Below are 22,129 nucleotides of genomic sequence, written 5' to 3'. Positions count from 1 at the left end.
TGATCTTCCCCTAACACTGTAGACATCTTTTATTTAGAAAATGAAGTATGATGAGAGATGTTATGAGTAATAATAAATATCCCCAAGAATTTAAAGATGAAGCTGTTCGCCAAGTGGTTGATAAAGGCTATTCAGTACCTGATGTTGCCAAACGTTTGGGCATTTCCGATAAGTCCCTGTATTACTGGGTCAAGAAAACTAAAGTACCAGCCAAGAAGTCAGCAGAGCAGGAAGAGATCCGCAAGCTAAGAGCTGAGTTAAAACGCGTGACTGAAGAGCGGAATATATTAAAGGAAGCCGCCGCGTTCTTTGCAAGCGAGTCAAGGAAAGATACGCGTTCATAAAATCACGACTCGAAGTTTACCGCGTCAAAGCAATGTGTCAGGCATTAAATGTTCACCGTAGTGGCTTCTATGCTTGGCTCAAACAACCACTATCTAAACGTGAGCAAGATAACCGGAGGCTGCTTGAGCGTATCAAGGCTGGCTATGTTGAGAGTGGTGGTGTTTATGGCAGTCCACGCATTACTCATGAGCTACGCAGGCAAGGTGAAACATGTGGAGAGAATCGTGTTGCCCGTCTAATGAAGCAAGCCAAGCTAAAAGCTAATATCGGTTATAAAAGGCGGTACTTTAAGTCAACCGTGCCCGCATTAATTGCGGATAATCACCTTCAACAACAGTTTGTTGTTAGTGAACCAGATACGGCTTGGGTAGCAGACATTACCTATATCAAAACCTATGAAGGCTGGCTGTACCTTGCCGTCGTACTTGATTTATTCTCGCGAAAAATCATTGGTTGGTCGATGCAACCGAACATGAGTAAAGATATCGTGATCAAAGCACTATTAATGGCTGTTTGGCGCAGAAATCCAAAACATGAAGTAATAGTTCACAGCGACCAAGGCAGCCAATACGCGAGCTGTGATTACCGTGAATTCTTAACCGCAAACAACTTAGTACCGAGTATGAGTCGCCGAGGACATTGCTTAGATAATGCGGTAGCAGAAAGCTTTTTTCACTCACTAAAAACAGAACGCGTGAAGCGAAAAGTGTACGAGACTCGTAATGATGCTAGAGCAGATTTGTTTGATTACATTGAAATGTTCTACAATCGTAAACGATTACATAGCCACCTTGGCCATGTGTCTCCCGAAGAGTATGAAAAACAGTATTTAACTGGAAGCTAGAAGTCTACAAAATTGGGGGAAGATCAATATTCCAATGCAAATTATCTGGGCGAGAAAAATCAATTAATACTTCAAATGTAGGCTCGGTATCTGACGTTATAGATCAGTATAGAGCGGATGGTTTGATTTGTAATTGCTACATTGACTCTACACTTTTTGATCGTCTTGATGGAGCCTCTGATAGACGCGGAATAAATATTGAAACTTGGTCTGGGTTTGAGATAGAACGATTTTTATCCAGAAGGCCGCTATTAAAGCAACGATATGAAATAACTTAATAATTAGGGGACCGTCGGATGTTACGCACCGCTGCTTTGAGCGCTATGACTCACAAACGACATTTTAAATCTCCCGTACAATTGACGCGCTAAGCACGACCCATCATGCTTGCAAGATCGGCTTATGGCTAACTACGGCTAACCGGACTTGATTATTTCTCACTCAGCTCCCCTTGAATGCTAAACCGACAACTGGCACTGTCTGTAGCTCAATAACAAAACACAACAGGAGTGAGGATGTCTCAATTTGATAATGTAAGTGTGCTGAAAAAAGCCAATGTTTATTTTGATGGTAAAGTGTCTAGCCGTACAGTGGTATTTGCTGATGGCAGCACGAAAACGTTAGGCTTTATGCAACCGGGTGAGTTTGAGTTTGCTACGAGTAAAAAAGAGTTAATGGAACTTAACGGCGGCAGTTGGCAAGTGCTATTACCTGAAGAGAGCGAATGGCAAACAATGCAAGCAGGGGAGTCATTTACGGTTGATGCGAATGTCACCTTTTTAGTAAAAGTGAGTGAGTTTGCTGATTACTGTTGTTCGTACACTTAATAAGCAGTTGTTAACCTCTGTGAAAAGCCCGTGCGATGCGGGCTTTTGCATATTTTATCTGCAACGCATGATCTAAATCATCTGTGGTTACAATCAATTACTAATTATCTGTAATTTTCGCTTGTGTTAATTCAATTCGCCCCCAATACTAACTGTGAGGTAACAAGAAAAAAGGATACCCTATGAAGATTAATATTTCTGGTCATCATGTTGACGTTACTGAGGCTGTTAGAGCTCACATCAACGAGAAATTCTCGAAAATTGCTAGCCATTTTCCATCATTAATATCACTCGATATTATTCTTTCAAAAGAACATCACAAGTATCAAGCTGAGATCAGTACCACTTATGAAGGTACGCGTTTATCGGTTAAAGGAGAAGATGACGTGATGTATCCGGCTATCGCAAGCGCGGCTAAAAAACTCGATGCATCACTTAAACATCGAAAAGGGCAAATGAAAGCCAAATTACATGAAAAACCGGTCAGTACCACGCCGGAAATCGCCCACGAAATCATTCAAGAAATGGATCTGAGCTAATTACAATGTGCTAGCCTGAAGTGGCTAGCCTATACTAAAATTGAAAAGCCAACCGCTTCACAGCGATTGGCTTTTTTGGTTTTTACTTTCTACCTTATCCAACTTCCAATCTCATCTAAAACACTGTAAGTTGCTTGTAACTAAGAATAAAACACATAAAGCGTATGCAATCAGCAGTATCAAATTGGCAATCTAAATTAAATGCTTTAGGGCCGGGTATTTTAATGGCTACAGCCGCCATTGGTGGCTCGCATTTAGTGGCGTCAACACAAGCGGGATCATTATTCGGTTGGCAGCTATTTTGGCTAATCATTGTAGTAAATGTATTAAAGTACCCATTTTTTCGATTTGGTATGGAGTACACCTTAGCCACTAAACAAAGTTTAGTTGAGGGTTATAAGCAAAAAGGACCAGGTTACTTTTATAGTTTTATTGCGCTGAATATTGTTGCGGCTGTGGTGAATACCGCAGGGGTATTACTATTAACGGCCAGCTTATTGCACTACGCGTTACCTATAAGTATTTCAGTTACACTGCTGTGCTGGCTAATTTTGGTTGTGTGTTTGCTTATTTTGTTATTGGGGCACTTTAAGGCGCTCGATAATGTTTCAAAGCTTATTATGGGGCTGCTTACTGTAACAACCGTGGCTGCGTTGATTGTAGCTATTAACAATGGTGCTATAAACCATGCAGCAGTGGCGCCTGCTGACTATGTGGGCCCATCGCCTTATGAACTTGCCATGCTTGGCTTTATGGTGGCACTTATGGGCTGGATGCCAGCACCCATCGAAATTTCAGCGATTAGCTCGTTATGGCTAAAAGAGAAGCAACATCATCAAGCGGTGACTAAACAACAAGGCTTGTTTGATTTTAATTTGGGTTACTGGCTTACCGCAGCACTTGCGTTAGTATTTTTTTCATTAGGTGTGTTGGTGCAATATGGTCACGTGCAGGCAGTTCAATTAGGTGGCGTGGCGTTTGCCAAACAGTTGATTGATATGTATGCACTCACCATGGGGGAGTGGGCTAGGCCGCTGGTTTCAGGTATCGCTTTTTTATGTATGTTTGGTACCACGCTGACCGTACTTGACGGCTACGCCAGAACATTAAATGAGTCGCATAAATTGCTACCCGTTAAACAGTCAAAACATAGCTTGAATATGTGGCTATTATTACAAGCATTTGCTGGCATGGCAGTGATTTTATTTTTTAAATCAGCTCTTGGGCCAATGCTTACCTTTGCAATGACCCTCGCTTTTGTCACGACCCCTGTCTTTGCGTGGCTGAACTTTAGTTTAGTTCGCTCAGAAGCCAGCATTCATCACTCAACCTTACTTCGCATATTGAGCTGGTTAGGTTTAGCTTATTTAGTGGGCTTTGCGCTAGTGTTTTTGGTTTGGAAGGTAATGTAGGTTGGTTTGAGCGAAGCGAAACCCAACGGTGAAACTGTCGTAAGCCTTAAGTTATTAGTAAAGTTTGCGCGATATAAAATCGCGCCTACAATTTTAATTCAACTCCCTTACCGCAGTACTGATCTTAGCTAGGGTGCATATATGGCGTTGTGTATAAACTGTTTTATAAAGTCATGATGGCCGTTGCAAATTAATTATCCAGTTCTAATAAGTTGTTTGGAAGCTTTGTGTTAAGGCCAGTTAAAAAGGTACAAAAGTACATAAAATAGATATAAAAAAGATATAAAAAAGATATTCAGATCGTTTTTATTTAAAGTAAATGAAGCTAATGTCTGGGTTCTACTCAATCTTGTCAAAGAGAAAATTGTTATGTCTATTTCTTCAAAAATTTTATTTATTCTATGTCTATCAATATCTTTTGTATCTTCAGCAAGCGAGAAGCTTGAGCGAACCTCTTCAACTTACCATGCACCTAAGTGGATGGCACAATTGTTTAACGAGCCAATGCAATATGATCCGAACGTAAAAGTAAAAACGATGAATACTGTCAATTCACAAAGTGGAATTGTAATTAAAGAAGGAACGGGAAAAGGGGTGCATTTACTGGGTAATAGTTATTGGCGAGTTAGCCCTGCTGTAGAAGCGATATCCCAAATTGATAATATATCGGAATCAGGGTTAGCAGATAGTGATAGGTACTTTTATGTTTTATCACGCGCTAAAACTGATGAGCAAAAGGCGGCTGTGATTTCTTTAAAAATAAAGTTGCGTTTAAGCCGTGAAAAAGATTCATATGTGTACTTTGATGGTACTAATTATCACCTAGCAAAAGTAGCAATCCATGAAAAGTCTTTTTTAGGAACCAGTTCGGACCCTAAAAAGCTAATACAAAACTACGTAAATAAAACAATAGTTAAAGTAGCATTGATTACTCCTGAGTTATTAGATCCTAAAATTAATAACCTCGATAACATCATGCACCTTGTTGAAAAACAACTGGTTAATAACCACTCCGCTTTTTCACAAAATGAAAAAAGGCATAACCAAATCTCCTACATCCAATATAACAGCAGGCTTTTTAATAGTGATGACGAAGATGACGACTCAGTAGAAGATGACTTAGCGGATTGGTATGAAGAGGTTGATGACTGGATGAATGCTTATGAGAGAGATCTAAATGCTGATTATTTTTATTGGGGGGAATATGAAAACGATTTTGGTGAAACATGTGGCTTAGTCTTATACGAATATGATTTAGACGGTGATGGAGATATGGATGATACATTTATTGAGGATGAGTATTTTTGTGAAACATTTTAATTAACATTAAACCACCAGTTAGTTTTTTCTTAAGAATTCAAGTTAAGTTTAATTATCAAGAGTATAAGATATAAGGCCTATCGTAAGGTTAGCGTTGAACGCTAAACAAAAATTCACAGCCTTAACTCAATTCCCTAATTGCATTACTAATACCATCTAGCGTGAGTGGGTACATGCGGTTGTCCATTAACTGCTTTATAAAATCAATTGATTGATAATAACGCCAGTGTTCAACGGGTTGTGGATTTAGCCAAGCGACTTTATCAAAATGGTTGGTGATACGGTTTAGCCAAGCACTGCCTGGCTCTTCATTCCAATGCTCGACACTGCCCCCAGGGTAGGCGATTTCATAGGGACCCATAGTGGCATCGCTAACAAAGATCACCTTGTAATCGCTGGTGAACTTGTTAATCAGGGTCATGGTATCAATTACGTTTGAGTGACGACGTTCGTTGTCTTGCCAAACATGCTCATACAAACAGTTGTGAAAATAGTAAAATTCAAGGTGTTTAAACTCGCTGTGGGCGGCGCTAAATAACTCTTCGCAAGTATGAATGTAATCATCCATTGAGCCACCGATATCAAACAGCATCAACACTTTTACCGCATTGTGGCGCTCTGGTGCCATTTTTACATCGAGCATGCCGCCTTGCTTTGCGGTTGCGCGGATGGTTTCGGTTAAATCGAGGGTATCGCTGGCGCCAGTACGGGCAAATTTACGCAGTTTTTTAAGGGCGAGTTTAATGGTGCGCGAGCCGATTTCACGGTCACTATCAAGGTTTCGGTAGCTGCGTTTATCCCATACTTTTACAGCACGGCGATGTCGGTTACCGTCTTGACCAATGCGCACACCTTCAGGGTTATAACCATAGGCGCCAAAAGGCGAAGTGCCACCGGTACCCACCCACTTATTGCCGCCTGCATGACGTTTTTGCTGTTCTTCAAGGCGTTGCTTGAGGGTTTCCATAAGTTTATCAAGGCCACCCATGGCATGTAATTGCGCTTTTTCTTCGTCGCTTAAGTGCTTTTCAAACTCTTTGCGTAGCCAATCATCAGGCAATGCATGTTGCTGTTTTAAGCTTTCGAGCAGATCAAGGTCGGCGACTCCGCTAAAGTAATCAGCAAAGGCTTTATCAAAGCGGTCAAAATGGGTTTCATCTTTCACCATGATGGTACGCGCTAAGTAATAAAACGCGTCTACATCGGCAAAAATAACTCCTTGCTTGAGCGCATTGATTAAATCAAGTAGCTCTCGCAAACTAACCGGTAAGCGGTACTCGCGTAGCTTAAAGAAAAACGCAATTAACATCTTAACGGCGGCTCATAAACGCAAGTTTTTCGATTAAGCTAATGTCTTGCTCGTTCTTTAATAGCGCGCCAAACATGGGCATTAAGCCGCCTTTTTGGCTTTTATCATGCAGTGTTTTAGCGTCGATATCTTCAGCCATCAGTAGCTTTAACCAGTCGAGCAATTCGCTGGTTGATGGTTTTTTCTTAATGCCATTAACTTCACGTAGATTAAAGAACACCTCAAGTGCTTGGCGTACTAAATCTTGTTTAACATGCGGGTGATGCACATCGATAATTTGCGCCATTTCTTCACTACTTGGAAAATCAATGTAATGGAAAAAACAACGACGTAAAAAAGCATCTGGGAGCTCTTTTTCGTTATTCGACGTGATGATCACAATCGGTCGTTGCTTAGCAATAACGCGCTCGCCGGTTTCATAAACATGAAACTCCATTTTATCGAGCTCTAATAACAAGTCGTTGGGAAATTCAATATCGGCTTTGTCTATTTCATCAATCAACAGCACTGGGCGTTTATTATGTTGCTCTCCATAGGTAAAGGCTTGCCATAGTTTCCCTTTAACAATGTAATTGCCGATATCGTGAACTCGTTCATCGCCTAACTGACTGTCGCGTAGACGTGATACCGCATCATACTCATAAAGGCCTTGCTGCGCTTTGGTGGTTGATTTGATGTGCCATTGAATGAGGGTGGTGTCTAAGCTTTTTGCAAGCTCCTCGGCCAGCATGGTTTTCCCCGTGCCTGGCTCGCCTTTTATCAACAGCGGTTTTTCGAGCAATATGGCCGCGTTAACGGCTTGTTTTAATGCAGAACTTGCAATGTAGTTATCGGTTGAATTAAAAAGCACGATGTCACCTTATCTGGTCTGAGCAGTGATTAATAACGTTATGATGCCATAGTTATTCTGTGTCTGAAAGGTATGCAAAGCGCGGCACTGTTTTGCCATCGATTTCAACGGTTTCTAAAAACATGCTAAGTGGGCGTGCCCACATACCAAACTCACCATACAGTGCTTGGTAAATAACAAGTTGCTCTTCGGTTTCACTGTGGGTGGCAACATACTCAACTTTGTATTTTGGGCCTTTGTAGTGTTGATATATACCTGATTTGAGAGGATGAGGTTTTATTGCTGTAGTCATGTTTTGATCTCTTGTATAATTACGTTTTGCACTTTTTAATGCTAAATAAATCGCCAACACTATGAATTATATTTCGTTAGATGAATACAAGAAAGCATGGGTTTTTCGCCATAAAGACATGCCTATCAGCGCAGATGATGCACTGCAAATTAAGCCAATGACAAGTGAACGTGCAGCTGTGCTTTGGACTACCATGGTCAGCCGCGAGCATGACCACCCAGATTTTTTTGATAAAACAGATTGGTGTGGCAAAGAAGAGAGCTTTATCGAGACACTTAATTGGGAAAACGCATGGGAAGCCGGCGAAGAGCAACTCCCCGAGGCTATTTTGGCGCACCTTGATTGGGAAGCAAACACGACAGTGTATTTTTGTATGGCACGCGACAATATCATCGAAACTAGTTTTGCTGTCTTTAAACGTTGTTGGCAAAACTTTATGTTTTTAGCTGATGGCAGTTTGTTAATGGGCAAAAAACGCGATGCTGTTGTGCAGTTTTTAGAGTCAGGTAATGCCAAACTGGGTAAAAAAGGCGCAGTAAAGTAGCGCTCAATTAACGCTCTATGCTATAAAACAGTCAAGCAATTGTTTTATAAGAGCGCGCATTGTCAACTTCAAACTCTCAGAGCAAATCGTTACAACAAGCCGAAATTTGGCAAACTGATGCCGAGCGGGCTTTGTATGCTCAGTTGTGTAATGCTTTTTATGCGCGTGAAATTCCACGTTTAGTTGAAGAGCCAGATGCGGCAAGATTAAGACGACTATTAGCCAGTTTACCTTTTTATATTGAACGGCTTGCTATACGAATTGTGAGTGGGGATGCGCCTCTACAACTTGATTCACAAAATGGTAGTTGGCTCGAGAAGCAAAAAACGCAGCCTCCTGTGCATAGTAAAAATGAGTCAGCGCGTTTTTTTAGTCAATACGCTAAGCGCGGGTTAATTGTTCCCGTGTTAATTAATGACGGTCAATGTACCACAGTTCGCATAGACAGCTTAGATCAAGTAAGCGACAATAAGGTACATTGCAATGAGCTTGGCTGGTTTAATCATTCGGGTGAGTCATTGGAAGACACGCACGCTCAATTATTAAAGCCTTCAAAAACGATAATGATAGCGGCGTGCTGTGGTCACCAATGGCAGTTTAATAAACGAGTAACACCTAAGCGTTTATCTTTAAGAGAAATGCTATTAGCAAGCAATATAAATTGGCGCAACCTAAAGCGCCCAAAGACTTAATTTAACCGCGAAGGAGTGTTCAATGCGGGTTTTTCAATTCGCCTTGTTATGTTTGGCGCTATTTATTCAGTACCGTTTATGGTTTGGTCATAACGGGGTACAGGATTACACTCGCCTTAAGCAAGCGGTTACGTCTCATCAAGATACCAATGCCAAGCTTTTGAAGCGAAATAAAGTACTTAAAGCTGATATAAAAGATTTAAAGCTCGGCCAAGAGGGAATTGAAGAACGTGCAAGGAATGAGTTAGGAATGATTAAACCAGGTGAAACATTTATTCGAGTGTTACCTAGACAACAAAATAATGAAAGATAAGCAAATAATTACCGCTATCGTCCCTGCCGCAGGGGTTGGTAGCCGCATGCAACACTCCACGCCTAAGCAATATATTGAACTTGCTGGCAAAACGATTTTAGAACATACCCTTAGCAAGCTTGCTGAACTTAACCTCCTTCGCACCATTAAAGTCGCAATCAGCGATGGTGACGGCTATTTTGCTGATTTACCGCACATTGATAATCGTATAGAGCGAGTAACGGGAGGGAAAGAGCGTGCTGACTCAGTGTTGAATGCCTTATTATCACTTGCTGATAATCCTCCTGATTGGGTTTTGGTGCATGATGCTGCAAGGCCGCTGGTATGTTTGACTGATATCGAGCGCTTAATTGCAGACTGTGTTGCTACGAATGAAGGCGGTATTTTAGCCTCTAAAGTAAAGGACACCATAAAGCGTGGTGAGACGCATTGTAAGCAAACAGTGCCGCGTGATGATTTATGGCAGGCACTTACCCCCCAGTTCTTCCCTTATCAAGCGCTGACAGATGCCCTTACAAATGCGCTTAAAAATGGTGTAACCATCACGGATGAAGCATCTGCAATGGAGTGGGCTAAGCAGCCTGTTAAATTGGTGCCAGGTCGTAGCGACAATATTAAGATCACCACGCCAGAAGACTTAGATTTAGCTGAGTTCCTACTAAATAAACAACAAAATGAGAGTACCCCATGATTCGAATTGGCCATGGCTTTGATGTTCATAAATTTGGCGGCGAAGGCCCGCTGGTTATTTGTGGTGAAAAAATTGATTACCCACAAGGGTTCTTAGCACATTCAGACGGTGATGTGGCTATTCATGCATTGTGTGATGCGATATTAGGTTCTTTGGCTATGGGTGACATTGGTAAGCACTTTCCTGATACAGCCAGTGAATACGAAAACATCGACAGTCGTATTTTATTACGCCATGTGGTTGGGCTTGCTAAACAGCAAGGGTACGTACTTGGCAATGCCGATGTTACGATTGTTGCACAAGCGCCAAAAATACTGCCACATATACAAGCAATGCGTGAAAACTTAGCCGCAGATTTAGAGGCTGATATTTCACAGGTTAATGTGAAAGCAACAACCACCGAAAAGTTAGGCTTTGAAGGACGCAAAGAGGGCATCTCAAGCCACGCAGTCGTTATTATGAGTAAACACAATTCATGAGCGAGTTAAATTACCTTTATGGTAAACCTCTTTCTAAGGCTGACTTTAAAACGTTTGCTGAAGATTTTATGGTTGATGAAGACTTGGGTATTGAGTTTACAGGTTCTGGTGAACATGTTTGCTTACAGGTTGTAAAAAAAGGCGAAAATACTCAGTTTATTGCTAAACGCATTGCCGAAAAAGCAGGTGTATCACCGCGCGATGTAAGCTATGCGGGTCTAAAAGATCGCCATGGTGTTTGTACCCAGTGGTTTAGCGTGCCAGTACCAATTAAAAAGCACATAGAATTTAGTGAACTGAATAACGAGCAGTTTTTTGTAATATCGCAACAGCGCCATAACCGTAAGCTCAGAACCGGCTGTCATAAAGGCAATCGCTTTACTATTACGTTACGTAATGTGACTGAGCCGCTAGATATTTTGTGTCGTATCAATGCTGTGCGCGCAGGCGTACCTAATTATTTTGGTGAGCAGCGCTTTGGTCATGGCGGTCATAACCTTGAGATGGCTAAACGAATGTTTGCGGGAGAGCGCATTCGCGATAAAAAACTGCGTGGCTTAGTGATTTCAGCTGCGCGTTCTTATGTGTTTAACGAAATAGTGAGTATGCGTGTTGCTGAGCATGGCCTTGCTAAAACAATGCATCGCGAAGTGTTTATGCTTAGCGGCAGTAATGCCTTTTTTGAAGACAACATAAGCGATGACAATATTGCACGCTTAGCGTCTGGTGATATTGTCATGTCGGCGCCTATGGTAGGTAAAGGTGAAAAAGGCCTGACCGAGACTGAAAAAAAATGGCTTACACCTTATCAGTCGTGGATTGATGGGCTTGCTGAATTAGGTCTAAAGAATGAGCGTAGAATGTTACGCTTAATACCCGATTCATTAGCAGTAGAAACCATAGATGAGAGCACATTGAAGCTCAGCTTTGGTTTACCTAAAGGCTGTTTTGCAACCGCTCTGTTACGGGAGCTGGTGGACTATCAAGATGCAAGCCCGAGAGAACAAAAACAAAAGGATGCGTAAATGAAAATCTTATTAAGTAATGATGATGGGGTCAATGCTAAAGGGATTGCAGTTTTGCACCAAGCTTTGATTCAAATCGCAGAGGTAACCTTAGTTGCGCCTGATCGCAATTGCAGTGGCGCAAGTAATTCACTCACTTTAATGAACCCATTACGAGCGACTACATTAGACAATGGGTTTATTTCGATTAATGGCACACCGACAGACTGTGTTCATTTAGGTGTAAACGAGCTCACTGACGAGCTGCCTGACTTAGTTGTAGCTGGTATTAATCATGGTGCTAATTTAGGTGATGATACGCTGTATTCTGGTACGGTAGCAGCAGCAACTGAAGGACGTCATTTAGGGTTACCAGCCATTGCTGTTTCGTTATGTTCTAAAGAAGGCAACCATTTTGAAACTGCAGCGGCCGTTGCCGTGAGTATTATTAAAGAGCTGGCTTCTCATCCACTACCAAAAGATCAAATAATTAATCTAAACGTTCCTGATATTCCTCTAACAGAATTAAAAGGTGTGAAGGTGACGCGTTTGGGTTCTCGCCATAAAGCTGAAACCATGACTAAGCAGCAAGACCCTTGGGGCCGTGATATATATTGGTATGGCACGTTAGGCGCTGAAAGCGATGCAGGTGAAGGCACTGACTTTTATGCCATCAACAATGGTTATGCATCGGTGACACCATTAAGCGTTGATATGACAGCGAAAGAAAGCTTGCAAGCGGTTGATAGCTGGTTGGCAAATATGGAGATTAATGGTGCTGACTAATTATAATCGCAGTGCGTTAGCGTTGGCTGAATTATTAAAGCGAGAAGGGGTAGAGGACTCTATCGTACTTGAAGCAATAGCAACAACACCCAGACACTTATTTGTTGATGATGTATTGCAGCACAAAGCGTATCAGAATACCGCATTACCCATTGGCCAAGGGCAGACTATCTCACAACCGTATATTGTTGCACGGATGACCGAGCTTTTACGTTTGGCTGGTGTTAAAGACAAAGTGCTTGAAATAGGCACAGGCTCTGGTTATCAAACAGCGATACTTGCCAAAACATTTAGCAAAGTTTGTTCTGTTGAGCGAATTAAAGCACTGCAATGGCAAGCAAAACGGCGTTTACACAAACTCGATTTATATAATGTAACAATGAAACATGGTGACGGCTGGCAAGGTTGGCAGTCTCAAGCACCATTTTCAGGCATCATTGTGACAGCTGCGGCTGCAACAATGCCAAAAGGGTTATTAGCACAGTTAGCTGATGGCGGAGTCATGATTGCCCCTGTGGGCGAGCAAGACCAACAATTAATGATGGTTGTCAGAAACGGCGATACATTTAGTGAACATGTAGTTGCACCAGTACGATTTGTACCTTTGGTACCTGGTGACATTGAATAGGACGTCATACTTTGAAGTTATTTACTAAGTTATATGATATGGCACTTGTGTGGGCGAAGCACCGCCACGCAGAGCGCTATTTAGCAGGGATGAGCTTTGCCGAATCTGTTTTCTTTCCGGTGCCGCCCGATGTCATGCTGGCGCCAATGTCGCTTGCACAACCAAGCAAAGCATGGCGTTTTGCAAGCTTTACTACCATTGCATCTGTCATTGGTGGTGTTTTAGGTTATCTTTTAGGTTATTGGCTATTTGAGCCTGTTGTAGAGCCTTTTATTGCTCAAATGGGTTGGCAAGCAAAGTTTGACTTAGCACTTAGTTGGTTTGAAACCTATGGAGTTTGGGTTGTATTTATCGCTGGATTTTCGCCTATCCCCTATAAGGTATTTACGATAGGAGCTGGTTTAATGCAGATGGCCTTTTTGCCCTTTTTAATTGCCTCAGCCATTGGTCGTGGTGCACGATTCTTCTTGGTTTCCGCTTTAATGAAGTGGGGTGGGGTTAAAATGGAGCAAAAATTACGTCAATATGTTGAAGCACTTGGCTGGGGTTTAGTTATTTTAGTTGTGGTTGCATACTTTTTATTACGATAGCACTTAAAACCTTTAATTAGCATTTCAAGGAGCATTTTACGGTGAGAAAGCATTTAACAGTCTATGTTGCTTTGTTTCTTAGTATTTTGCTCTTTGGTTGCTCCTCTCGCAATGCGCCGGCGCCGGTCAGTAGTTTAGATAATCAAATTAATCCCACTACCCGTAAAGTGATTATCACGGGTTCAAGTTATCGAGTACAAAAAGGCGATACGTTGTACTCAATTGCGTTTAGCGCTCAGAAAGATTTCCGTTCTTTGGCAAAAATAAACCGCATTCCAGCACCTTATACAATTTACCCTGGACAACGCATTTTGCTCAAAAAAGCAGCGGAAAAACCAAAAAAGACGAAAAAATATACGAAATGGAGTAAAAAGTCTACTGTTTCGAAACAAAAAAATAACAAAAAATTAAAAAAAGAGCTTGATCAGCCAAAACAACGAGAGTATGTTCAAAAACAAGCCAACAAAAAAGTTAGTGTAAGAAGTAGTAAATCTAGTACGAAAGTAATATGGAGTTGGCCCGCTCAAGGTAAGGTCACTCGCCGTTTTTCTACTAAAGAAAATGGTTATAAAGGTTTACAAATCGCTAATAAAAAAGGGGCATCTGTTTTAGCTGCTGCACACGGAACGGTGGTTTATGCTGGCAACGCATTAAGGGGATACGGTAATTTAATTATTTTGAAACATAATGATGATTACCTAAGTGCTTACGCACACAACTCCAAGTTGCTCGTAAAGGAAAAACAGGAAGTAAAGGCGGGTCAGAAAATAGCAGAAATTGGCAGTTCCGACTCTTCAGTAACGGCTTTGAGATTTGAAATTCGTTATCGAGGAAAAGCAGTCAACCCTGCTAAATATCTACCTTAGCCACGGGTATTGATAAAGTGATTTAGCTCAATCACATATTTGCTCGGGAGGACGCTTATGGGTCACACAGCAAAACTTGAGAAAACAACAGAAACGATTGACGATAAATTTGACGATACAGTAGTCGAAGAAGAATCTTCTGATTTACTAGAGGAAGTGGATAACGAAGAAGATATTTTTGCAAAGGATGAAGTCGCCAAGAATTTAGATGCAACGCAACTATATCTCGGTGAAATTGGTTTCTCTCCTCTGCTCAGTGCAGAAGAAGAAGTATACTTTGCTCGTAAGGCGTTGAAAGGCTGCGAAGCTTCTCGTAAACGAATGATCGAAAGTAACTTACGCTTAGTGGTGAAAATTGCTCGTCGCTATAACAATCGTGGCCTTGCATTACTTGATCTAATAGAAGAAGGTAATCTTGGTCTTATCCGAGCCGTTGAAAAATTTGACCCAGAACGTGGTTTCCGTTTTTCAACTTACGCAACCTGGTGGATTCGTCAAACTATTGAACGTGCCATCATGAATCAAACCCGTACTATTCGCTTACCAATTCATGTTGTTAAAGAGCTGAACGTTTATTTAAGAACCGCACGAGAATTAACGCAAAAGCTAGACCATGAACCAACAGCAGAAGAAATTGCAGAGTGTTTAGATAAACCTGTTGAAGACGTAACAAAAATGCTGCGTCTAAACGAAAAAATCACCTCAGTTGATACACCAATTGGTGGTGAGAACGATAAAGCCTTACTCGATATTATTGCTGACGAAAAAGGCTCTGGCCCTGAGGGCGAAGTACAAAATAATGATATCAACAAGCATATAGTTGATTGGCTTGGTGAATTAAACCCAAAACAACGCGAAGTATTAGCACGCCGCTTTGGTTTGCTTGGCTACGAACCATCAACGCTTGAAGATGTTGGTCGTGAAATTGGCTTAACACGTGAGCGTGTAAGACAAATTCAAGTGGAAGCATTACGTCGCTTAAAAGATATTTTGCAACACGAAGGTTTAAGCACTGATAGCCTGTTCGACCAATTCACTTAATTTGACAACAATGCATACCTGATAAAGGGTATAGAACCTACGGGTTCAGAACACACAAAAAAGCTGACGTAACGTCAGCTTTTTTATTGTGTAATTAAAGTAAATCTTTTAACTGATATAACAGCTGATGTGCTTGCCTTGGTGTGAGGCTGTCAGGATCAAGCTGCTGTAAAGTTAATTCAAGCTCTGATGGCTCATTATCAAAAGCCAGTGCTTGCTGTTGCTGCACAGGAGCTGTGACCGGCTGATGATTTTCGAGCATTTTTAGCTTTTGTTTTGCTTGTTGAATCACCGCTTTTGGCACACCGGCAAGTGCAGCAACTTGCAAGCCAAAGCTCTTACTTGCAGCCCCTTCAAGTACTGTGTGCATAAAGGCAATGGTGTCGTTGTGCTCAATGGCATCTAAATGCACATTAACCAGTCCTTGTTGCTGTTCAGCAAGTTCTGTTAATTCAAAGTAATGAGTTGCAAATAGGGTTTTAGCTGCAATCTTTGAGGCTAAATAGTCTGCAGTAGCATAAGCGAGTGACAAGCCATCATAGGTTGACGTACCACGACCAATTTCATCCATCAGCACCAACGATTGTGCGGTAGCATTATTCAAAATTGTGGCTGTTTCTGTCATCTCAACCATAAAGGTCGAGCGCCCAGATGCCAGATCATCACTTGCGCCAATACGTGTGAATATACGGTCAATGTTACCGATTTCGGCGCTATCTGCCGGTACGTAAGAGCCTATATGTGCCATTAGTACGATAAGCGCGGTTTGGCGCATGTAAGTTGATTTACCACCCATATTTGGACCAGTAATGATTAGCATTTTACGGTCATTATTGAGCTCTACTGGGTTGGCAATAAACGGGTCTTTCATGACCTGCTCAACAACAGGGTGGCGGCCTTGCTTAATGCTAATATTGTCGTTATCGCAAAGTGTTGGTTTAGCGTAATTAAGTGCTTGTGCACGTTCTGCTAAGTTATTTAATACATCTAAATCAGCTAACACAGCAGCCATGGTTTGTAGCTGCTCGATATGCGGGGCAATAAATTCAAATAACTGCTCGTAAAGTTGCTTTTCAAGGGCTAATGCTTTTGATTGGCTACCCAGTACTTTATCTTCGTGCTCCTTTAGCTCTGGAATGATGTAACGTTCATTGTTTTTAAGCGTTTGGCGACGAATATAATCCGCAGGCACTAAATGTGAATTGGCACGGCTAACTTCAATAAAAAAACCATGTACTTTGTTATAGCCAATTTTAAGCGTACTAATACCTGTGCGTTCACGTTCACGCTCTTCAAGTTTTTCAAGAATATCAGTCGCACCTTGGCTCAGTGCACGCCATTCATCAAGTTCACTATTATAACCTGGGGCAATAACGCCACCATCACGAATAAGTACAGGCGGAGTTTCTATAACAGCACGTTCTAGTAAATCCTGTAGTTCAGGCAATTGTTGCGAGTTTGCGATGATCTGACTAATACGTGGATTGTTGGCATCCATTAGTAGTTCGTGCAGTGGTGCCAAAGCTTGCAAAGCGCTGCGCAAGCGCGTTAAATCACGGGGTCTTGCGGTGCAAAGTGCTAAGCGAGCAATAACACGTTCAATATCACCAATTTGCTTTAATGACTCTTGTAGCTCACCGCATAGTTGTGCATCAATAATCGCACTTATCGCATTGAGACGAGAGTTAAGCTCAGTTTTGCTGCGCACTGGAGTGTGAATACGGCGTTTTAGTAAGCGAGAACCCATGGCTGTTGCTGTTCTATCAAGCACTTGCGCGAGGGTGTTTTCGTAGCCGCCAGAAAGATTCACCGTGAGCTCTAAATTTTTACGAGTTGCAGCGTCGAGGATCACTGCATGTTCATTTTGTTCAAGAGTGATGGCACGAATATGTGGCAGGGCAATGCGCTGAGTATCCTTAACATATTGCATTAAACACCCTGCAGCAATGAGTGCGTTATGAGCTTTATCGACTCCAAACCCCACTAAATCCTTAGTACCAAATTGGTCGCACAGTAAGTGCTGGGCAGTATCTAAATCAAATTCCCACTCAGGGCGTCGACGCGCGCCTTTTATATGCTCAATTAGGTGCACATTTGCAAACGTTTCACTATAAAGCAGCTCAGCAGGCGCTAAACGTTGTAATGTTGAGCTAAATGCTTCATCAGTATTGACTTCAAGAATATTAAAGCGCCCTGAATTGATATCAAGGTAAGCTATTCCGTAAATACCCTTGTTGCTTTGCCACACACTCGTTAATAAGTTGTCTTGACGTTCTTGCAGTAAGGCTTCATCAGAAATCGTGCCAGGCGTAACAATGCGCACAACTTTGCGCTCTACAGGGCCTTTACTTGTCGCAGGGTCGCCTATTTGTTCACAAATAGCAACGGATTCGCCCATTTGCACTAAGCGGGCTAGGTAGTTTTCTACAGCGTGATAAGGGACACCGGCCATTGGGATTGGATCACCACCGGCTTTGCCGCGGTGAGTTTGAGAAATATCAAGTAATTGTGCGGCACGTTTGGCATCATCAAAAAACAGTTCATAAAAGTCACCCATTCGATAAAACAACAAAATATCTCGATGCTCTGCTTTTATTTTAAGATACTGCTGCATCATAGGGGTTTGTTGTTTTATAGTGTGCGGTGCATAAAGATCAAACGACATGTACTTACCCAAAGGCTGAATATGGAATTACATCAAGAGATTAAAACACTTGCTGCGAAATTAGGAGCTATTTTAACGGATAAACGCTTATGGATCACTACCGCTGAATCATGTACGGGTGGGGGGGTGAGTTATGCGCTTACAGATACGCCTGGAAGTTCTAATTATATTGACCGTGCTTTTGTTACCTACAGCAATCAGGCAAAGCATGAACTACTTGGTGTTAACGAGCAAACATTAAACACCTACGGTGCCGTAAGTGAACAAACGGTCCTTGAAATGGCACCGGGAGCTGCAAAAGCAGCAAAAGCTGATATTGCGGTTGCGGTTTCTGGCATTGCAGGCCCTGGAGGTGCAACACTGGATAAGCCCGTGGGGTTAGTGTGGTTTTGTATTCATTTTGCAGGGAAAAACTATTCGAGCAAGCAGGTTTTTTCTGGGAATAGAGCAAATGTTAGAGAGCAAGCTATTGTTTATTCTATAGAAAAAGTAATTGAATTGATAAAATCAGAAAATTAGCTTGATACTGTGATTTCATACAGTATACTGTCTGCATTAGCCGGATTTGGAGAACAGAATGAACGATAACAAACAAAAAGCGTTGGACGCTGCTTTATCACAAATTGAACGTCAATTTGGTAAAGGTTCAATTATGAAATTGGGTGATAATAAAGCCCTTGATATTGAAGCTATCTCGACAGGTTCACTTGGTATTGATATCGCGTTAGGTATAGGTGGTTTACCGACAGGCCGTATCGTTGAAGTATATGGTCCTGAATCATCAGGTAAAACAACGCTTACTTTACAAGTTATCGCTCAAGCTCAAAAGCAAGGTAAAACATGTGCGTTCGTTGATGCTGAGCATGCACTTGATCCTGTATACGCACAAAAACTAGGTGTAAACATTGATGAGTTACTTGTTTCTCAACCAGATACGGGTGAACAAGCATTAGAAATTTGTGACATGTTAGTACGTTCAAGTGCTGTAGATGTAGTGATTGTTGACTCGGTTGCTGCACTGACACCAAAAGCTGAAATTGAAGGCGACATGGGTGATTCACACATGGGCTTACAAGCTCGCTTAATGTCGCAAGCACTTCGTAAGTTAACGGGTAATATTAAACGCTCAAATACACTGTGTATTTTCATCAACCAAATCCGTATGAAAATTGGTGTTATGTTTGGTAACCCAGAAACAACTACGGGTGGTAATGCACTTAAGTTTTACGCTTCAGTACGTTTAGATATTCGTCGCATCGGTTCAGTGAAAGAAGGTGACGAAGTCGTTGGTAATGAAACCCGCGTGAAAATCGTTAAGAATAAAGTTGCGCCGCCATTTAAACAGGCTGAGTTCATCATTATGTACGGTGAAGGTATCTCTAAACATGGCGAGCTAATTGATTTAGGTGTTAAGCATAAACTTGTTGAAAAGTCAGGTGCTTGGTACAGCTATAATGGTAATAAAGTCGGCCAAGGTAAAGCTAACTCAATTAAGTTCTTAAAAGATAACCCTGAGATCGCAGATGAAATCGAAGGCAAACTACGCGAGATGCTATTACTGCAAGCCACTGTACAACCAGAAGATGGTGAAGATGCAGGCTTAATCGCAGAAGATGAGCTATAAATCGCTTTAAAGAGTATCGTTAAGCGTGATTTGACCCGCACTTAACAAAAGAAAGCCGCTACCCTGTGTAGCGGTTTTTTTATGGTTGAAATAGTCTGTGGTCGCGTGTTGTTTATTTGATTGGTCGCGGGGTTACCCTCTGCTACAAGGTGGCGTAGTTGCGATTTTATATCGCGTTTCGGGTTATGTGCTTATTTGAATGCTCGCGGGGTAAACCCGCAGCTACGGGAGCGTAGCTGCGATTTTATAGCGCGTTTAATAGGATTGTTAAAAACGCTAAAGTTAGATTATAGCTGCCAGTTTAATGACATAGCATAACCGCGTGGTGCACCGTAGTAACCTTGCTCCCAGAACAAGCTGTGAAGGTATTTTTCATTGGTTACGTTGTTGATATTAAAGTTAACACTCACATTATCATTAATGTCATAGGTTGCCATCAGGTTTAGTAAGCCATAGGCATCTTGTTTTGTAACCGGTACCACACCTGAAGGTTGTGTCGGTTGCACACGTTGCGTGTCATCCTGCCATTGGTAATTTAAACCAAAGGTTAGGCCATCTATTTGAGGTACTTTCTGGGTTAAAGCAAGTTTAACTTGATTCTCTGGTGTGTAATCTTTTACTAATTCATCACCATCGATATTTAAGTTACTATAGCTAAAGCTAGCACTAAGCGTGTCGTTGAGTCGGCCACTCATTTCTATTTCAAAACCGTCACTATTGATGCCATCTGCACCATAGTAGCGTGTGTCATCTGGTTGAGAACCAGGAACAGCGATAGCTAGGCCTTCTTGCTTAGCATCGAAATACGCAAAGGTGACGAATAAGTTGTCATCAAGTAATTGTGCTTTCAAGCCGATTTCGCTGCTTTTACCTGTGATTGGATCTAGGTAATCTCCGTTAATATCACGCTCTGTTTGTGGTACAAAAGTTTCTGTGTAGCTTGCATATGTAGAGAAACGTTCGTTAATGTCATACACTACACCGTAATAAGGTACAGTTTGATCACTGTCTTTATCTTTCGCTTTTCCATATGACTCGCCCTCAGTTTCCCAGTCTACATGGCTAACACCCGCTAAGAAACTCAGTGAGTCTGTGGCACGAATTCGTGTAGAAATATAAGCAGAACGCTGACGGCTTGTAATATCAGCACCTGTTAAACCATCATCAAATGTCGGTGTGGGTGCTGTGCCATCCCAACCACCTAGTTCAGGCATGCGAGGGAAGCCATTTTCATTATCATAAAGAGACATATCATCGTTATCCATATCCGCTTGATTTACACCAAACGATAGGTCGTGCTCCATGCCAAATAAATTAAACTTACCTGTTGCATAGATATCTAAAATATCGTGCTTATCTTTATGGTCATACTCGCTTGCGTAACCAATTAAGCCTAAACCTGTTTCTCTATCAGGTGTTTTATAGACATAAAAAAGCTCTGAATCTTGCTCATTTTCTAAGTGGGCATAGCTTGCTTTTAAGAACCAAGTATTCGTAATTGCTTGTTCAATTGATAAGAACAACTGCTCTGTTGTGTTGTTCCAGTAAGACCAGTCAGATGCTGTACTGGTTGATTCATCAAAGTTAGTTGCCGAGCCATCGCTATAATAAAGAGGGAGTGCCCCCCATAATGGGCTATCTGCATCTTTTTTCTGGTTAACGTAGTTAGCCGTTACTACCGTGCTATCCGTTAACTGGCCTTCGTAAGCAAGATAGTAAATTGTTTTATCTTGCTCATAGCGGTCAAGATAAGACTCTGCTTTATGTTTGGTAAATACAGCACGCACAGCGTGATTTTCATTTAGTGCAGTTGATGCATCAAGCTCTAAGCGTTTGCTATCCCAAGAGCCGTACGATACAGATGCATTGACTTGTGTTTGATAGGTTGGGCGTTTTAAAACCATATTAACAGTTGCAGACGGGTTACCAGCACCTGTCATTAAACCATTGGCGCCACGGACAATTTCAACGCTATCGAAAATTGAAGTATCTAAAGTTCCCTGGATAGAGCCGTTGTCTTGTGGCATACCCATGCCGTTAACCTGAAAGTTTGTTATCTCAAAACCACGTGCTTTAAAGTAGGTACGATCAGTTTCAATTTGCTCAACAGTGACACCTGGTGTACTTTCAAGAACTGAGTTCAGATCATCAAGTGAAAAGTCATTCATTAATGCACGAGATACAACAGAGATAGACTGGGGAGTTTCTTTTATTGTTAGCCCAAGTTTTGTTGCAGATTGCGCTTCTTCAGTGATGTAGTTTTTATGGTGCTGACCATAAACAGCTATTTTTTCAATAGGTTGTTCTTTTTCTTGTGCAGCGAAAGCGTGACCACTTAATAGTGCTGAAGTCACTAAGCTCAATTGTGAAAGGCGCAAAAATTTAGTTGATGACATGCAAATTCCCAAATAGTTCAATTCAGATTGTAAATTAATGCGTAATCTAATCTAAATGAAAATGGTTTGCAA

General features: G+C 41.6%; 23 protein-coding genes. 18 read left to right on the top strand and 5 right to left on the bottom strand.

Annotated elements, in window-relative coordinates; translation table 11 throughout:
* The first annotated feature begins 62 nt into the window (after window positions 1-62).
* The 5 genes from NYF15_RS05340 (at window position 63) to NYF15_RS05320 (ending at window position 5,287) form a co-directional block, all read left to right on the top strand.
* Window positions 63-1,189, top strand: a protein-coding gene (locus tag NYF15_RS05340; RefSeq protein WP_371352430.1) for an IS3 family transposase whose coding sequence is annotated in 2 segments (ribosomal slippage) — window positions 63-288 and window positions 288-1,189 — 1,128 coding nt in all. Because the reading frame shifts where the segments join, the coding sequence is not laid out codon by codon here.
* A 515-nt stretch (window positions 1,190-1,704) separates the two neighbouring features.
* Entirely contained in the window at window positions 1,705-2,016 is a 312-nt protein-coding gene (locus tag NYF15_RS05335) for a pyrimidine/purine nucleoside phosphorylase (RefSeq protein WP_371353021.1), read from the top strand.
* Between the two features lie 182 nt (window positions 2,017-2,198).
* On the top strand, window positions 2,199-2,555 hold the full coding sequence (gene hpf / locus NYF15_RS05330) for a ribosome hibernation-promoting factor, HPF/YfiA family (protein ID WP_062568786.1): 357 nt from the start codon (window positions 2,199-2,201) through the stop codon (window positions 2,553-2,555).
* A 224-nt stretch (window positions 2,556-2,779) separates the two neighbouring features.
* The gene (locus tag NYF15_RS05325; RefSeq protein WP_371353023.1) at window positions 2,780-3,967 is read left to right on the top strand and encodes an NRAMP family divalent metal transporter; all 1,188 of its coding nucleotides are present in this window, start codon (window positions 2,780-2,782) and stop codon (window positions 3,965-3,967) included.
* 369 nt (window positions 3,968-4,336) lie between these two features.
* Window positions 4,337-5,287, top strand: coding sequence for a hypothetical protein (locus NYF15_RS05320; protein WP_371353020.1), 951 nt, complete (start codon window positions 4,337-4,339; stop codon window positions 5,285-5,287).
* Between the two features lie 121 nt (window positions 5,288-5,408).
* Here NYF15_RS05320 and NYF15_RS05315 read toward each other — a convergent pair whose 3' ends face one another.
* From NYF15_RS05315 to NYF15_RS05305, 3 genes are read right to left on the bottom strand one after another with little or no spacing between them, the layout of a single operon-like run.
* A complete protein-coding gene (locus NYF15_RS05315; RefSeq protein ID WP_371353019.1) occupies window positions 5,409-6,596 on the bottom strand; it encodes a VWA domain-containing protein in 1,188 nt (395 codons plus the stop codon).
* A gap of 1 nt (window position 6,597) precedes the next feature.
* Entirely contained in the window at window positions 6,598-7,446 is an 849-nt protein-coding gene (locus NYF15_RS05310; RefSeq protein WP_371353018.1) for an AAA family ATPase, read from the bottom strand.
* 52 nt (window positions 7,447-7,498) lie between these two features.
* Window positions 7,499-7,738, bottom strand: coding sequence for a DUF1653 domain-containing protein (locus NYF15_RS05305; protein WP_130149534.1), 240 nt, complete (start codon window positions 7,736-7,738; stop codon window positions 7,499-7,501).
* Window positions 7,739-7,799: 61 nt separating this feature from the next.
* Here NYF15_RS05305 and NYF15_RS05300 point away from each other — a divergent pair, with 61 nt between their 5' ends.
* From NYF15_RS05300 to rpoS, 11 genes are read left to right on the top strand one after another with little or no spacing between them, the layout of a single operon-like run.
* Window positions 7,800-8,282, top strand: coding sequence for a DUF2947 domain-containing protein (locus tag NYF15_RS05300; protein WP_237119908.1), 483 nt, complete (start codon window positions 7,800-7,802; stop codon window positions 8,280-8,282).
* Between the two features lie 59 nt (window positions 8,283-8,341).
* Window positions 8,342-8,974 (top strand): hypothetical protein, encoded by a 633-nt coding sequence (locus NYF15_RS05295; protein WP_341803205.1) that lies wholly within the window; start codon window positions 8,342-8,344, stop codon window positions 8,972-8,974.
* Window positions 8,975-8,996: 22 nt separating this feature from the next.
* Complete coding sequence (gene ftsB, locus NYF15_RS05290; protein ID WP_237119906.1) at window positions 8,997-9,287, top strand: cell division protein FtsB; 291 nt, start codon at window positions 8,997-8,999, stop codon at window positions 9,285-9,287.
* A complete protein-coding gene (gene ispD, locus NYF15_RS05285) occupies window positions 9,277-9,978 on the top strand; it encodes a 2-C-methyl-D-erythritol 4-phosphate cytidylyltransferase (protein WP_371353017.1) in 702 nt (233 codons plus the stop codon). The genes ftsB and ispD overlap by 11 nt, the downstream gene beginning before the upstream one ends.
* The gene (gene ispF, locus NYF15_RS05280; protein ID WP_371353016.1) at window positions 9,975-10,457 is read left to right on the top strand and encodes a 2-C-methyl-D-erythritol 2,4-cyclodiphosphate synthase; all 483 of its coding nucleotides are present in this window, start codon (window positions 9,975-9,977) and stop codon (window positions 10,455-10,457) included. Before ispD ends, ispF begins: the two co-directional genes overlap by 4 nt.
* A complete protein-coding gene (truD, locus tag NYF15_RS05275) occupies window positions 10,454-11,482 on the top strand; it encodes a tRNA pseudouridine(13) synthase TruD (RefSeq protein WP_341803203.1) in 1,029 nt (342 codons plus the stop codon). The genes ispF and truD overlap by 4 nt, the downstream gene beginning before the upstream one ends.
* The gene (surE, locus tag NYF15_RS05270) at window positions 11,483-12,247 is read left to right on the top strand and encodes a 5'/3'-nucleotidase SurE (RefSeq protein WP_062568798.1); all 765 of its coding nucleotides are present in this window, start codon (window positions 11,483-11,485) and stop codon (window positions 12,245-12,247) included.
* The gene (locus NYF15_RS05265; RefSeq protein WP_062568831.1) at window positions 12,237-12,875 is read left to right on the top strand and encodes a protein-L-isoaspartate(D-aspartate) O-methyltransferase; all 639 of its coding nucleotides are present in this window, start codon (window positions 12,237-12,239) and stop codon (window positions 12,873-12,875) included. Before surE ends, NYF15_RS05265 begins: the two co-directional genes overlap by 11 nt.
* Before the next feature lie 11 nt (window positions 12,876-12,886).
* Window positions 12,887-13,465 carry a YqaA family protein gene (locus NYF15_RS05260; protein WP_062568799.1) on the top strand — a complete coding sequence of 193 codons (579 nt, stop codon included), beginning with the start codon at window positions 12,887-12,889 and terminating at the stop codon, window positions 13,463-13,465.
* A 41-nt stretch (window positions 13,466-13,506) separates the two neighbouring features.
* Entirely contained in the window at window positions 13,507-14,331 is an 825-nt protein-coding gene (locus NYF15_RS05255) for a peptidoglycan DD-metalloendopeptidase family protein (protein WP_130149542.1), read from the top strand.
* Between the two features lie 57 nt (window positions 14,332-14,388).
* On the top strand, window positions 14,389-15,372 hold the full coding sequence (rpoS, locus tag NYF15_RS05250) for an RNA polymerase sigma factor RpoS (protein WP_062568801.1): 984 nt from the start codon (window positions 14,389-14,391) through the stop codon (window positions 15,370-15,372).
* Window positions 15,373-15,466: 94 nt separating this feature from the next.
* On the opposite strand, the gene mutS is transcribed toward rpoS, so the two are convergent.
* Window positions 15,467-18,037: a DNA mismatch repair protein MutS gene (gene mutS / locus NYF15_RS05245; protein WP_371353015.1), complete on the bottom strand. Its 2,571-nt coding sequence runs from the start codon at window positions 18,035-18,037 to the stop codon at window positions 15,467-15,469.
* Between the two features lie 21 nt (window positions 18,038-18,058).
* Between mutS and NYF15_RS05240 the strand changes: the two genes are divergently transcribed.
* On the top strand, window positions 18,059-18,556 hold the full coding sequence (locus tag NYF15_RS05240; RefSeq protein WP_062568803.1) for a CinA family protein: 498 nt from the start codon (window positions 18,059-18,061) through the stop codon (window positions 18,554-18,556).
* Between the two features lie 58 nt (window positions 18,557-18,614).
* Entirely contained in the window at window positions 18,615-19,661 is a 1,047-nt protein-coding gene (gene recA / locus NYF15_RS05235; protein WP_130149545.1) for a recombinase RecA, read from the top strand.
* Window positions 19,662-19,948: 287 nt separating this feature from the next.
* Here the strand turns inward: recA and NYF15_RS05230 are convergent, their stop codons facing one another.
* Complete coding sequence (locus NYF15_RS05230) at window positions 19,949-22,057, bottom strand: TonB-dependent siderophore receptor (RefSeq protein WP_371353014.1); 2,109 nt, start codon at window positions 22,055-22,057, stop codon at window positions 19,949-19,951.
* Between the last annotated feature and the right edge of the window lie 72 nt (window positions 22,058-22,129).

The sequence above is a fragment of the Pseudoalteromonas sp. 68 DY56-GL68 genome, assembly GCF_041414825.1.
In the GTDB taxonomy this organism is placed as follows: domain Bacteria; phylum Pseudomonadota; class Gammaproteobacteria; order Enterobacterales; family Alteromonadaceae; genus Pseudoalteromonas.
This window is presented reverse-complemented; position numbering and strand designations above follow the sequence as displayed.